The organism is Pseudoalteromonas sp. NEC-BIFX-2020_015 (genome assembly GCF_012952265.1).
Classification (GTDB): domain Bacteria; phylum Pseudomonadota; class Gammaproteobacteria; order Enterobacterales; family Alteromonadaceae; genus Pseudoalteromonas; species Pseudoalteromonas neustonica.
Genome location: NZ_JABCJL010000004.1, coordinates 168,772 through 182,429 on the forward strand (window position 1 = coordinate 168,772; position 13,658 = coordinate 182,429).

Below are 13,658 nucleotides of genomic sequence, written 5' to 3' on the forward strand. Positions count from 1 at the left end.
TATTAAACATAAAAAAGGCTGATTTTGCAATCAGCCTTTAGTTATTAAATTACTAATACGTTTTATTTAACATCAAAATGACGATTAAAGAAGCTGGTAATGGTTTGGTGCAAATGTGTTTGCACATTTTTACCACGAAGGCTGTGTTTTGAGCCTGGGTAGGTCATCATTTCAAACTGCTTTTCGTTATCTTGTAATTGCTTAAATAACTTTGTTGCATGCGTAAACAGCACGTTGTCATCAGCCATACCGTGATAAATCATTAATGGACCTTTTAAGCCATCTGAATATGGGAATACAGCGCTGTCCGTGTAGCCTTTTGCATTAGTGTTTGGGTGGCCTAAATAACGCTCAGTATAGTGAGTATCATATAATGCCCAATCAGTTACTGGCGCGCCCGATACACCTGCTTGAAAGTAATCACCGGCTTTAAACATGGTCATTAGAGCCATGTAGCCGCCGTAGCTGTGACCATAAATACCAATACGTTGTGGGTCTACATAATCAAGCGTTCGTAAAAATTCAACGCCTTTAATTTGGTCTGCCACTTCTACAACACCCAAGTTTTTATAAATAGCGTCTTCAAACTTTTTACCTCGATTGTACGAGCCTCGGTTGTCTAATTGAAAAATGACATAGCCTTGTTGCGCCATATATTGGAAATACAGGTTTTTACTGCGCCAGCTATTAGTAACACGCTGTGCATGAGGACCGCCGTACACATTAACAATAACAGGGTGTTTTTTGCCATTGCTAAGATCACTTGGTTTGAATAAGCGATAATGCATTATTTGGCCATCTTCAGCTTTTAATGTGCCGTATTCTGGCTCAGCAAGGTCAGCTAGGTAAGGTGTAAGAGGGTGGTTTTTATCAAGCTTATTTTCTTCAAGCCACGTAATAAACTCACCATTTACTTTACGCAGTGCAGCAGAGTTTGGTTTATTTACAGACGAGCTATTATCAATAAAGGTTTTGTTGTCTTTTGCCAGTACAACTTTATGGTATGCACCTTGTTCAGTGATACGTTTAATATTACCTTTTTTAAATAATGGTACGCTGTATAAATGACTTTCAAGCGGCGTGTCTTTTCTGCCTGCAAAATACACGACGCCTTTTTTCTCATCAACCCCTTTTAGTCCATCTACAACCCATTCGCCATCTGTAATTTGACGAACTAATTTACCGTTGGTACGGTACAAGTATAAATGTTTAAAGCCGTTACGCTCTGATGCCCATACAAAATGTTTTTTATCGTTTAAGAATTGCAGGTCAAAATGCAGGTTGATCCAGGTATCACTGGTCTCGGTCAATGCAACTTTTTGATTCTTGGTCTCGCTGTTATAAAAACGCAGTTCTAGTTTTTGCTGAGAACGATTTTGCCATTGGTAAGCAAGAGTTTTATCATCTTTTAGCCAATTAGCACGGGCGATATAAATATCTTCGTCTTTGCCTAAATCAATCCAATCAACGGCTTGATCATTGAGGGATACGACGCCCAATTGGATTTTAACGTTGTTAGTCCCTGTAAATGGGTAGCGTTGGTTAAACAACTTAACTTCTTCTGCGTAAATTTCGTTACGGATCGCTTCTTTTACTGGGCTTTCGTCAATGCGAGTAAAGGCAATTTTAGATTCATCACCCGACCACCAGTAACCCGTCATACGGCTCATTTCTTCCTGCGCAACAAACTCAGCCATGCCGTTTTTGATTACGCCGCCGCCATCTTTGCTAAGCTGAATTTCTTTACCTGATGTAAGATTTAACGCATACAAGTTTTGTTCACGAATAAAGGATACAAAATTACCTTTAGGTGAAAAGCGTGCGTCCGTTTCAAATGTATCGGTATCGGTTAATTTGCGGCTTTTTGCTGAGGCTAAATCATAGTAATACAAATCACCATTGAGTGGGAAAAGCAGCGCTTTACCATCTTTAGACCATTTATATTCTAATATACCTTTGCCAAAAATACGTTGACGTTCACGGCGTGCTTTTTCTTCATCAGAGAGGTTTTCTGGGCCTGAAAATAACTGTGCAGAGTCAACTAATACACGATTAGATTTATCTTTTAAATTGTATTCCCATAAATCGTAACGGTTGTAGTCATCTACCTTACCTTGCAAGTAAGTAACGCGACTGCCGTCAGGCGAGAATTTAAGTTGTACGGGCGCTTTGCCTGCTAAACTAGGGTCATCAAAGACACGTTCTAACGTCAGTGGTTCGGCCTGGACTGTAATGGCTGTTGCTACTAGAGGTAGCAAGTATGAGAGGTGTTTAATTTTTTTTAACACGTATTTACCTTCGCTCGAATAAAAACTGCAATGATGGTAAAGCCAAGCGTGGGCAACTGCAACTAAATGCTATAAAGTAGCGAAAATGCACTGTGTTTAATTTAAAAGGAATAAAAATGACGGTTGAATTTTCTTTGGCCCCAGAGTTTGTGCGCGATTGTATAGAGGTTGCTGATTGGCCATTGTGCAAAGTGTTGCTAATGAACGACAGCCAATACCCATGGTTTATTTTAGTGCCTCGTCAGGCTGGTTTAAAAGAAAGTATCGATTTGAGTGATGATGATCAAATTGTGCTGATGAATGAGTCAGCTAAACTTAGCCATTTACTTCAAAGCATATTTAATCCAGATAAACTTAACGTTGCAGCGCTTGGTAATATGGTGCCACAACTACATATCCATCATATAGCGCGTTTTAAAACAGACGTTGCGTGGCCTGCGCCTGTGTGGGGGAAGTTTTCAGCTGTGCCTTATAGTGATGCGCAAATTACACTCTTAAAAGAGCTCTTTTAGGTGTTTTAATGATGGTAATGCTTGTTGCTAAGTATAAATATTATCAGTTAGTAGAAACGTTTGAACCAGCTATTTGGCAACAACTAGGTTCACCGCGTTGGCTGAAAGTGCCTTTCGTTTTTATTTCAAAACAGGGTAAACAGTATTTATCAGAAATTACTCACCCAAAGGTATGCCAGCGAGAAAAGCAGTATCGGATCACCCTTATTTGTTAATCACAGTGTTAACTATCAGCATGCTTTATTTTAAGTATGTGTAACAACGCAACTTGAGTTCTGGTTAAATATAAAACCGCCGCAGCGGTTTTATATTTACAAAGCCTAGGGTTAGTTTAACCCTAATACAGCTTTACCTTGTTTAAAGGTTACATCTACCGGGATATTTGCTTGGCTGAGTTTTTCTAAGTCTTTAGCAAGCTCAGTTTTGATATCACCGTGGGTCGCAATTAGCTGGTCCACTTTTTGGTAATCACCATCACCTTGCAGAGTTAAAATTAAGCTAGATAATTTGGCCATCGCCAGGCCCATTTTTTCCATGTTTACGCTATAAAGACCTTGCTCGTTTTTAGAAAATGCACCTTCTTGGGCGAAAAAGTTAAAACGGATCATATTGGCTTTACCGTGAGCGCTTGATGCACCAAAGCGTACTGAGCGGAAGATGCCAGCCATAAAGGTTGTGTAATAATCTTCTAAAGTCCCTTCAGTGATTTCGCCTTTTTTAAGTAACTGTTCAACCATATACAAACCTAGTATATCGGCTTTACCTTCTTCTAATGCGCTGGCGTGTTCTTGCAATGATTGGCGTACAGTGCCTTTATTTGTGATGGTGTTTTTTATGCCCAAACCATGTGCTACTTCATGGAACATTGTATTAGCAAAAAATGCATCAAAAGTAATGTGTTTACGCTGCTCAGGCACAATGAGTTGCTGTGCAATTGGTACTAAGATTTTGTCGAATTTTGCACGCATTGCATTTTTAAGTTGCAGGCGACGCGTGCCTTTTTCTAGTTGCACTTGTTCGTCATTTGGTAAATTGATAGCAATTGTTTTACTGCCCGCATTGGAGTGGCCTGCGTAGTAAACAACGTCGTAGGCATTTAAGTCCGCGTCAGAGCCGGGTACTTCTTGCTTGTATTTAGCATCAACGGGTAAATCTTTTTGTAACTCAGGTAAAAATGCGGCAAATTTTGCTAGACGCTCAGACCATGCTAAATCTTTAACTAATACGTAAGACTCAAACGCTGCGCGAGAGCCAAATAATTGGTCTTCGTAGGTTTCAATTGGGCCGATAACGACATCAATCGGGTTATTCTTCATGTCCATCCAAGCAAAATCTGATGCTTGGTATTCATCATTTAAAAGGGCATCCGCACGTAAGTTGAGGTAGTTTGCAAATTCTTTGTCATCTGCGAGTTTACTTGCTTCACGTAATAAAGACGCTGTTTTTTCAAGTGCTTGTGCATACTCAATAGAGTAAGCGACGCTGTATAGCTTGCCATTTTCATCACGTTTAATGATTGAGTACAGGCCATTTTTGTCTGTAACGCTTGAGTTATTAAGCTCTTCTTTGGTCATATCTGCTGGGTAAAACTGTGCACCAGCACTCTTTTCTTCATAGCCAGATAGAAATACTTGGTCACCATTTAAACGATCCCATGGGCCATAGTTTATATCAGCAAATTTTTGTACTTTTGGGTCGTTTATTTTAGCTAAAAATACGGCTTTATCTTCACCAAAGGCTTGGCGCCAAAAAAGGTCATCCATAATTTTAGATGCATCAATTAGCTTTGCTACCATGGCTTGTTGATTTGTACTAAGGTGAGATAAGTCTGTGGTAAGCGTGAAATCAGTGTAGATATCTAAGCGATTTTCCTCAGCGTTAACTAACTGTGTTACATCAGCATGTGTTGTTTTAGTTTTTTCTGCTGTTTGTGTGGTTGTTGCTTGCTCAGAACATGCACCAATAAAAACGCTACTGGCGAGAATAAGTGCTTGGCTAATTTTATTGAGAGTCATTATGTTGCCCATTAAAAGTGTGTTTAATTTTTGTCTCTGCTAAAAGGAGACTAACGCTTACTTGTTATGTCAGCATTAAAGCAAACCTTGAGCGTAAATAGCAAGCTTACCGAATCATTCGCCGTTACTTCTGGAAGAGTAAAACCGCTAGAATAAATAAATTAAGATAATTTCTTTGTTTTTTCTTAACTTTAGCGGCAAGTTAGACAATACTGTATCTATAATAAACAAACATTCCATGGTTTAGATATATTAAAAACCAATACAGAAGGATGGCACATCTATGTCAACAGAAAACGCACTACTGACCATTTTGGTCGATCGAATAAATAATGACACCTTGGTTTTACCAACTTTGCCAGAGATTGCTGTACGTGTTCGTCAAGCTGCAGATAATCCGGATGTAAATTTAGCGCAAATGGCTGATGTAATATCTCATGATCCCGCTTTGGCTGCGCGGATGATAAAGGTTGCAAATAGTGCGTTTATGGGGCGTTCGGTTAAGGTTTCTAATATCAATCAGGCCGTTACTCGCATTGGTTTAAGACAAATTAAAAATATTGCGACAGCAATGGCAATGGAACAACTGTTTGTTTCAAACAATGAATTAATAAAAGGTTACATGGATAAAGCATGGCAAAAAACCTTAAAAGTTGCATGTCATTCAATTACGCTAATGGAGTTTTTTCTTAAAGAGAATAAGCAAACGTCATTAAATCGCGATACGATTACATTAGCGTCATTAGTTTATAATATTGGTGTATTGCCTATTTTAACAGAAGCTGAGCGTCACCCTGAAGTATTTGCTAATCCGAGTTTTTTAGCTCATGCAATCCAAAAACTCAGTGGTAAAGTCGGTGGTGCTATAATGCGCGCATGGGATTTTACAGATGAATTTGTTGAAGTGTCAGAAAGTTGGGCAAATCCTAATTATCGACCTGAAAACATAAGCTATGTAGATTTTATTCGCATTGGTGCGATCATGGAAGGGATTTTACAAGTGTCTGATAAATCAGCTGCTTTACAAATGTATATTGATAAAGGTGTTATTTCATCAACTGATATTTTCTCAAGTGATGACTATTATAAAATGCTTGATGATGTGAAATCTGTATTTAGTTAATTATTACGAAAAAAGCGCCTCGGCGCTTTTTTTGAAAATCAAACTCTAGGGCGTGTTGACCTTTGTGGATTGAAATTTGTTCAATCTAGGGGCGATTTAATCGCGGCGCGAGGTTTGTAACCTAGCGGGCTAAGTAAAAACCGAGCAAAGCTTCCGCGTCCTGCTCACGCCCCTTACCTACATCCGTGTAGGTAACAAAGAGTCAATCGCCCCTAGGAAGAACCCTTTGGGCAGCGCATGTTTGGCATTTATACTGCGTTATCGCCTATTTATGGGGAACAACCACACGACATAGGCTCTGCCTTGCCTAAATACCAAACATACTGCTGCAAAATCAATCACGAAAGGTCAACACACCCTAGGCTAAGTCTTCAACGTCGCCTAAACCTTGTGTTAGTTCTTCTAGTAGTAATTTAATTTCTTCTGAAGCAAGAATAAAATCAGCGTCTAGTTTTACTAACATATCTTCTTTTGGTATATCAGCATTTTCTTCTTTGAGTGTATCTGAGTAGCTTAAGCGTTTAATTGAACCGTCATTTTGTAACATGAATTTAAGACGTTCTTGCCAATCAAGCGCAAGCTTAGTGACACGCTTACCACTTTCTAAGTGTGATTTTACTTCATCACATGCAAGGTCGTGGCCTTTAAGTTTAACTTGTGCACCACTGTCATCTGCTTCTTCTAACTCGGCGTCTGAGCCAATTGCAAAGCCCTCAGGCGTACTAAAGTTGGTTAGCCAGTCAGTTAAAAACACATCTAAGTCATAGTTAGCAAAAGCAGGGACGACAGGTAATGTACCCAGAGACTTGCGAAGTAATGCTAATAGCTCTTCAGCTTTATTGAAACTGCCGCTGTTAACGACTACCCAACCATTTTCTTGGTCGATAAAGGCAAACTGTAAGCTCGATTTTTTAAATGCTTGCGGCAATAAGCTATGCAGGATATTTTCTTTGAGCTCATCTTTCTCTTTTTTCTTAACTGGGCGATTTTCTTCAGCTTCGATCAGCTCAATTTTTTCTGCAACCATATCGTTGATCACAGCGGCCGGAAGTACTTTTTCTTCACGCTTAGCGCAGACTAAAATACTTTTTTGCGAAAAGTGAGAAAGGGTATCCCCGTGCTTACCAAAGGCTTTGGTCCAGCCAAATGTGCTTAAATCTTGGCTACCGCAAGGGCGAAATAGGTCCTGCTCTAACGCTTTGTCAAAGTCTTCTTGAGTATACGAAACGTCTTGTTTAAAGCGATAACAAATAAGGTTACTAAACCACATAGGTTGATTGATCCAATTGGTAAATTTGTTCAATCATAGCAATAAAAATCGGATGTCGAAATGACTGATTTAGCTAATGCTTAGCAATTGAGCAAAGCATTAGCTAAATATAAGAAGAAGTAACTTAAAAGGGTTTTAACTGAGGCCAGTTGACTTTTTAGGATTGAAATATGTTCAATCTACAGGCGATTTAATCTCAGTATGAGGTTTAACGGGCTAAGTAAAATAGAGCAAAGCTTCCTCGTTTGCTCATTTCCTTTACCTACATCCATTTAGGTAACAAAGAGTTAATCGCCTCTAGGAAGAACCCTTTGGGCAGCGCATGTTTGGAATTTATACTGCGTCGTTATCGCCTATTTATAAGGAACAACCACACAGCATAGGCGCTGCCTAGCCTAAATACCAAACATGCTGGTGTAAAATTAATCACAAAAGGTCAACACGCTCTAATCTAATTACTAAAAATTGACAGTGGCTTTGGCATGTTTTTGGGGAAGCTGATCACATAACTTAAGCCATTACCCGGTGAGCTTGTTGCATCAATTTCACCACTGAGAGTCTGTTTTACTAAATTAAATGTAATGTGGGTACCTAAGCCGCTGCCACCTTGTTCACGTTTTGTTGTAAAGAAAGGGTCGAAAAGTTTTTCGAGTTGCTGTTCTGTAACGCCATTGCCGTTATCGTTAAAGTTGATAATTACATTATCGTCATCATCTTTAATATCAATATTGATAACGCCATTTGTAATGCCTTCAAACCCATGGATCAGGGAGTTCATTATTAAGTTTGTAAAAATTTGGCTGATCGCGCCTGCGGGTAAATTCAAGGTCAAGCTTTCTGGGCAATCTAAATTAATATGATGCGTGGTATTTTTAATTTTAGGATGCAAAGAGCGGATCACTTCACCTAAATACTCTTTAAAATTAATCGTCCTAACAGCTTCACTGGCTTGATCCACCGCGATTTGTTTAAAACTAGCCACTAATTCAGATGCGCGATCTAAATTAGTGGTTAATAAACTGGTGCTTTGCTTGGCATCATTAATGAACTCTTCAAGTGCTTTTGGCGAGAGGGTTTTATTTTTATATGCATTTTCGATTTGTAATAACCGTTCTTGTAAAAAAGACGTGGCGGTTACACCAATCCCCACTGGTGTATTGATATCATGCGTGATCCCGGCAACTAAACCACCTAGCGCGGCCATTTTTTCAGAGCCTACTAGACGCTCCTGAGCCATATTTAGCTCATCTACATAACGCTGTAATTCTGTTTGTTTGGTAAGTAACTCATGCTCGGTATGACGACGTAGATCAATTTCTTCGGTAAGTGTTAACTTTTGCTTTTCGAGTTCATATTTTTGCTGCTGTAAATCCATCATTGCTTGACTCAGGTTTGAAGTTTTACGTGCAACTTCTTGTTCAAGTTGTAGATTTTGCTGATCAAGTTTTTCGTTACTTAGAATGAGTTCTTTTTGTGTATGCTCGAGTTCTTGGCGATACTGCACAACTTTATCAATGAGTTTATTAAATGATTGCTCCATTACTTTTAGTTCATTGTGTTCTGTTGTTTCTATTTCAATATGTTGGCCTTCAAGATCGTTGAGTTCAAGGTCTTCAATTTGCTCTGTCAATTGCGCAAGTGGTTCGGTAAGCAATTTTCTAAATGCCATTAAAAACAAGATGATCAAAAAGGTTGTTTTGATCATTGCGTTGCCAATTAGAAAATAAATTGACAGCATAATACGGCTAAATACAACTTCGCGGCTGGAAAATAAAGTCACGTCGCCTACTTGCGTGGCTCGGCCTGAAAACTCAAAAATTAATGGGAAAGTGTACCCAAATAAACCGGATGGGGTGTCTTCAATAATTGCTTCTTCTTGAACCAGCTGCTGGCTGTATAATTCTCGGATATCAAGAGAACGACCTAATTGAGAAATAATCTCGCCGCTATCGTCACGCACTATAATGCCTTCAATCATAGGAATAGCGAGTAAACCTTCGGCTGTGGTGATTGTTTGTTTAGTGTTTAGCTCCCAGATAGCACGCGTTAAACTGCGACTAAATGTTTTTTGTAGCGTAGTCAGTTCATCACGAATGTAATCTTTAGTATTTACATATTCAGCAATTACTTGTCCGCATGTGACAACAAAAGTCAGCAAAAAATAGACGGATAAAACGCTTGTTAGCAGCTTTTTAGATAGGCTTTTTTGTAGCATGGATTTCCCATAGCTCCTTTATTCATCATTTAATACCCAAGCAGCGAGTACATTCATCTGTAAAGTTAGCTAATAAACGCCTAAAAATAAATAAAATAATCTACTTTTCCTCAACAAATTTATTCATTTTTCTTTTTTTAGCAAAAACTTATGTTTATTTCACAGGAATGATTGTGTTATAAAATCACTATATTGCTGTTAGAGTAATGTTTCTTAGTTACTGAGAACCCACCCGTCATTTATAACCATGTGAGCTAGTAGTTAATCGTATGAATTTCTCTGTATTAGTATGTGATGATTCAACAGTAGCACGTAAACAAGTCGTGCGATGTATAAATGAATGCCTAAGCGCAAATATTATGCAGGCAAAAAATGGCCGAGAGGCATTGGAATTAATGCAAATTCATAGCTTTGATTTATTGTGTCTTGATTTAACTATGCCAGAAGTTGACGGTGTTCAGGTGCTTGAATGCATTAAACAAAGCAGTATTGAATGTTTTGTTCTCGTTATATCTGCGGATATTCAGGCTGAAATGAAACAGCGAGTCGCTAATTTAGGGGCTATCGATTTTATAAATAAGCCAATAGATAAAGTAAGGCTTAATGAAATATTGCATAAATTTGGCATTCATTAGGGCTCTTTATAACCAAATGGCATAATTTATCTTTTAATGTGGGGTTGACAGAATAGCCTTGTTTAAGGCAGTCTAAAGGCTATGAAAATAAATACAAACGTACTGACCATTATTATTACAACCACCATTCTTACTGGATAGTGGCATAGGTCGGTGCAACAAATTTAAAGGCCTGTGTTCACAACGAACACAGGCCTTTTTTCGTTTTATGGGATGAGGAACATAAAAATGCGAGTATTAAAATTTGGCGGGTCATCACTTGCCGACTTGGCATGTTTACAGCAGGTAGCTCAGTTAGTTAAAGCACAGTTAAAAGATGAAATGTTATTGGTACTTTCAGCGCCAGGTGGAATGACTGATTCGTTAGTCGCACTTGCAAGTAGCGCTGAACAGGGATTAGATTATAGCGAACAGTGGGATGCACTCGCGTCTCGTTGTGACAGCTTAAAAGTAGCTGTTGAAGCTGAATGTGGGCAAGTACAAAATTGGCCTGATTTAGATGAGCTGAAAAATAAACTTGCTGGTGTCAAATTAATCCAATGCTGTCCTGATCAGGTTCGTGCTTATATTATTAGTTTTGGTGAGCGCGTGAGTGTGGCACTGATGCAGTGTTTGTTAAGCTCGCACAACGCTCGTTACCTTGAAGCAACTGATTGCATCGCATCAACCAATGGCCACATTGATGCGGAAGCTGATTTAGTAGCGAGCAAAATTCGCTTCCAAGCGGCTTTAAAAGTGAGCCCTGCAACTATTTATATTATGCCGGGTTTTACAGCTAGCAATGAACAAGGACAGTTAACTACACTCGGGCGCAATGGTTCTGATTATTCAGCCGCAATTGCAGCAGCGTGTTTAGAAGCAGAAGTTTGCCAAATCTGGACTGACGTGGACGGCGTATACAGTGCAGATCCTCGTTATATCAAAAAAGCCACTAAGGTTGATTTTTTATCATATAAAGAAGCTATGGAGCTTTCTTACTTTGGTGCCAAAGTTCTTCATCCTAAAACAATTTTACCGTGTGCTAAAGCGGGCGTGCCATGTGAAATTAAAAATACTCATAACCCAGAGGCACAAGGCTCATTGATCAGTAACGATAATGTATCATCGGAGCCAGTTAAAGCGTTATCCAGTTTACAAAACCTTGCGATGCTAACAGTTTCAGGCCCAGGCATGAAAGGTAAGGTAGGCATGGCATCAAAAGTATTTAATGCCCTTGCTCATGATAATGTATCGATTGTACTTATTACTCAGTCGTCATGTGAATTTAGTATTAGCTTTTGTGTCCATGAATCGGACTTACCATTAGCGCTTGATGCACTGCAAACAGCGTTTGAGCTTGAATCACAAGCAGGGCTTATTGAGCCTGTGCAAGTACAACGTAACTTAGCCATTGTTACGTTAGTGGGTGATAACATGCGTGCTCATAAAGGCTTGGCCGCTAAGTTTTTTGCATCGCTTGCTCAAGCGCAAGTGAATATTGTTGCTATTGCACAAGATTCAACTGAAAGTGCTATTTCCGCGGTGATCGACGGTGAACTGTGTAATGATGCTGTAAAAGTGTGTCACGAAAATTTCTTTACTCATATCCCATCAATTGACGTGTTTTTATTAGGCTGCGGCTTAGTTGGTCAAGAACTTATAAAGCAATTAGAGCGCCAGCAAACGTGGCTGGAAAAGCGCAATATTAAGTTAAATCTATACGGTGTTGCTAACTCTCGTCAATTACACCTAGATGGCGAAGGTATTGCTTTTGATGATTGGCAGCAAAAATTAGCCGCATCTGAACAAGCTTTTGATTTAAAACTGGTTGAGCAATTTGTTAGGCAAAACCATTTAATCAACCCAGTATTAGTTGATTGCACCTCATCAGATGCATTGGCTGCGCAATACGTTGACTTTTTAAATGCGGGTTTTCACGTTGTGGCTGCAAATAAAAAAGCGACAACGAGTTCATATGCTTATTACCAAGACCTGATTGCAGCAACCCAAAAGAATAACCGTAAGTTTTTATACGAAACAAATGTAGGAGCAGGGCTTCCGGTAATAGATAACTTACAATCGCTGTTTGGTGCAGGCGATGAGTTGCTTGAGTTCAGTGGTATTTTATCTGGCTCATTGTCTTATATATTCGGTGCCTTGCAAGATGGTTTATCGTTATCTGAAGCAACCATTAAAGCAAAAGAGAGTGGTTTTACTGAGCCAGACCCTAGAGATGATTTATCGGGAACAGATGTTGCGCGTAAATTACTGATCATTGCCCGTGAGGCTGGCATGAAGTTAGAGCTTAGTGATATTGAAGTTGAATCGGTCCTGCCTGTTGGTTTTGCACAAGGTGATGATGTTGCAGAGTTTATGGCTAAACTACCGAGTTTAGATGCCGCATTTAGTGATCGCATTCAAAGTGCAGCCAGTGAAGGTAAAGTATTGCGTTATGTGGGCACAATCAATGCGGGTCACTGCAAAGTCGGTATTGAAGCGGTTGATACAAAACATGCATTGGCAGTTATTCGTGATGGTGAAAATGCCTTAGCAATCTTGAGTGAATATTACCAACCACGTCCATTTGTAATTCGTGGTTATGGTGCAGGATCTGCAGTGACTGCTGCGGGTGTATTTGCTGATATCTTAAAAACGCTATCGCGCTAGGAGGGGACAATGATTGAAGTATATGCTCCAGCGTCTATTGGGAATTTTGCCGTTGGTTTTGATTCATTAGGCGCTGCACTTGCGCCTATTGATGGCACATTATTAGGCGACATTGTTGCAGTAAGTCCTGCAACAAGAGATGAGTTTATTTGCTCGGGCGAGTATGCACATAAATTGCCAAGTGACGCTAATGAAAACTTAGCGTATCAGTGTTTAGTGCATTTTCGTACACATGTTGCGCCAAGTATGCCATGCGTAAAATTAGAGCTTAAAAAGAATTTACCGATTGGTTCAGGGCTCGGTTCTAGTGCGTGCTCAGTTGTAGCGACCTTTGCGGCACTTGATCAATTTGCAGGCACTGCGCTTAGCCAAGTAGAGCTGATTGAATTAATGGCTGATTTTGAAGCTATTGTAAGTGGTGGTCGTCATTACGATAACATCACACCTTGTTACTTAGGTGGTTTACAGTTGACGGGTGATTTGATCCCAGATAAGTCGATTAGCTTACCGGTAGATAAAAACTGGTACTACGTAGCCGCTTTTCCTGGTTTTTCGCTTAATACCGCAAAAGCGCGTTCAGTACTACCAAAGCAGCTAAGCATGCATGCCAGTGTTGAATTTGCACAGCGCTTATCAGCGTTTAGTACATTGTTGTTAACTGGTCGTTTTGATAACGCGTTATCAATTATGAGTGATGAAATAGCAGAACCATATCGCGCACCACTTATTACTGGGTTTAGTGAAGCGAAAGCGGCACTGCCGGAGCTAGGTGCTGAAATAGTCAGTATTTCTGGTGCAGGCCCTACTTTATTTACCGTGTGTAAAACGCTTGAAGCTGCACAGCAATGCGCACAGTGGCTTGAACAAAACTATATCAATGAACAAGGCTTTTGCCACATTTGTAAGCTTGATAACGCCGGCACGCGTCAGTTATAAGAATTTAAGGAATAAATA

The 13,658-nt window shown here is 39.6% G+C and carries 10 protein-coding genes; 6 read left to right on the forward strand and 4 right to left on the reverse strand.

Features of this window, described 5'->3' with window-relative positions:
* Nucleotides 1–62 precede the first annotated feature (62 nt).
* The gene (locus HH219_RS04830) at nucleotides 63–2,288 is read right to left on the reverse strand and encodes a S9 family peptidase (RefSeq protein ID WP_169326799.1); all 2,226 of its coding nucleotides are present in this window, start codon (nucleotides 2,286–2,288) and stop codon (nucleotides 63–65) included.
* Nucleotides 2,289–2,404: 116 nt separating this feature from the next.
* Here HH219_RS04830 and HH219_RS04835 point away from each other — a divergent pair, with 116 nt between their 5' ends.
* Entirely contained in the window at nucleotides 2,405–2,800 is a 396-nt protein-coding gene (locus tag HH219_RS04835; protein WP_169326800.1) for an HIT domain-containing protein, read from the forward strand.
* Between the two features lie 8 nt (nucleotides 2,801–2,808).
* Entirely contained in the window at nucleotides 2,809–3,015 is a 207-nt protein-coding gene (locus HH219_RS04840) for a hypothetical protein (RefSeq protein WP_169326801.1), read from the forward strand.
* Nucleotides 3,016–3,126: 111 nt separating this feature from the next.
* Here HH219_RS04840 and HH219_RS04845 read toward each other — a convergent pair whose 3' ends face one another.
* Nucleotides 3,127–4,815: a Zn-dependent hydrolase gene (locus tag HH219_RS04845; RefSeq protein ID WP_054455243.1), complete on the reverse strand. Its 1,689-nt coding sequence runs from the start codon at nucleotides 4,813–4,815 to the stop codon at nucleotides 3,127–3,129.
* A 283-nt stretch (nucleotides 4,816–5,098) separates the two neighbouring features.
* On the opposite strand from HH219_RS04845, the gene HH219_RS04850 reads away from it, so the two are divergent.
* A complete protein-coding gene (locus tag HH219_RS04850) occupies nucleotides 5,099–5,938 on the forward strand; it encodes an HDOD domain-containing protein (protein WP_054206163.1) in 840 nt (279 codons plus the stop codon).
* A gap of 358 nt (nucleotides 5,939–6,296) precedes the next feature.
* Here the strand turns inward: HH219_RS04850 and rdgC are convergent, their stop codons facing one another.
* Together rdgC and HH219_RS04860 are read right to left on the reverse strand one after the other, a co-directional pair.
* On the reverse strand, nucleotides 6,297–7,208 hold the full coding sequence (rdgC, locus tag HH219_RS04855; RefSeq protein ID WP_054206162.1) for a recombination-associated protein RdgC: 912 nt from the start codon (nucleotides 7,206–7,208) through the stop codon (nucleotides 6,297–6,299).
* Nucleotides 7,209–7,659: 451 nt separating this feature from the next.
* A complete protein-coding gene (locus tag HH219_RS04860; protein ID WP_054206161.1) occupies nucleotides 7,660–9,423 on the reverse strand; it encodes a HAMP domain-containing sensor histidine kinase in 1,764 nt (587 codons plus the stop codon).
* A gap of 269 nt (nucleotides 9,424–9,692) precedes the next feature.
* Between HH219_RS04860 and HH219_RS04865 the strand changes: the two genes are divergently transcribed.
* The 3 genes from HH219_RS04865 (at nucleotide 9,693) to thrB (ending at nucleotide 13,640) form a co-directional block, all read left to right on the forward strand.
* Complete coding sequence (locus HH219_RS04865; RefSeq protein ID WP_054206160.1) at nucleotides 9,693–10,058, forward strand: response regulator; 366 nt, start codon at nucleotides 9,693–9,695, stop codon at nucleotides 10,056–10,058.
* Nucleotides 10,059–10,286: 228 nt separating this feature from the next.
* Nucleotides 10,287–12,704, forward strand: coding sequence for a bifunctional aspartate kinase/homoserine dehydrogenase I (gene thrA, locus HH219_RS04870; protein WP_169326802.1), 2,418 nt, complete (start codon nucleotides 10,287–10,289; stop codon nucleotides 12,702–12,704).
* Nucleotides 12,705–12,713: 9 nt separating this feature from the next.
* Entirely contained in the window at nucleotides 12,714–13,640 is a 927-nt protein-coding gene (thrB, locus tag HH219_RS04875) for a homoserine kinase (RefSeq protein WP_169326803.1), read from the forward strand.
* Nucleotides 13,641–13,658: the final 18 nt, after the last annotated feature.

Bases quoted from the DNA above. Each gene is read 5' to 3' on its own strand.
- HH219_RS04835 (WP_169326800.1), top strand. From the start codon at position 2,405: ATGACGGTTGAATTTTCTTTGGCCCCAGAGTTTGTGCGCGATTGTATA.
- HH219_RS04840 (WP_169326801.1), top strand. From the start codon at position 2,809: ATGATGGTAATGCTTGTTGCTAAGTATAAATATTATCAGTTAGTAGAA.
- HH219_RS04845 (WP_054455243.1), bottom strand. From the start codon at position 4,815: ATGACTCTCAATAAAATTAGCCAAGCACTTATTCTCGCCAGTAGCGTT.
- HH219_RS04850 (WP_054206163.1), top strand. From the start codon at position 5,099: ATGTCAACAGAAAACGCACTACTGACCATTTTGGTCGATCGAATAAAT.
- rdgC (WP_054206162.1), bottom strand. From the start codon at position 7,208: ATGTGGTTTAGTAACCTTATTTGTTATCGCTTTAAACAAGACGTTTCG.
- HH219_RS04860 (WP_054206161.1), bottom strand. From the start codon at position 9,423: ATGCTACAAAAAAGCCTATCTAAAAAGCTGCTAACAAGCGTTTTATCC.
- HH219_RS04865 (WP_054206160.1), top strand. From the start codon at position 9,693: ATGAATTTCTCTGTATTAGTATGTGATGATTCAACAGTAGCACGTAAA.
- thrA (WP_169326802.1), top strand. From the start codon at position 10,287: ATGCGAGTATTAAAATTTGGCGGGTCATCACTTGCCGACTTGGCATGT.
- thrB (WP_169326803.1), top strand. From the start codon at position 12,714: ATGATTGAAGTATATGCTCCAGCGTCTATTGGGAATTTTGCCGTTGGT.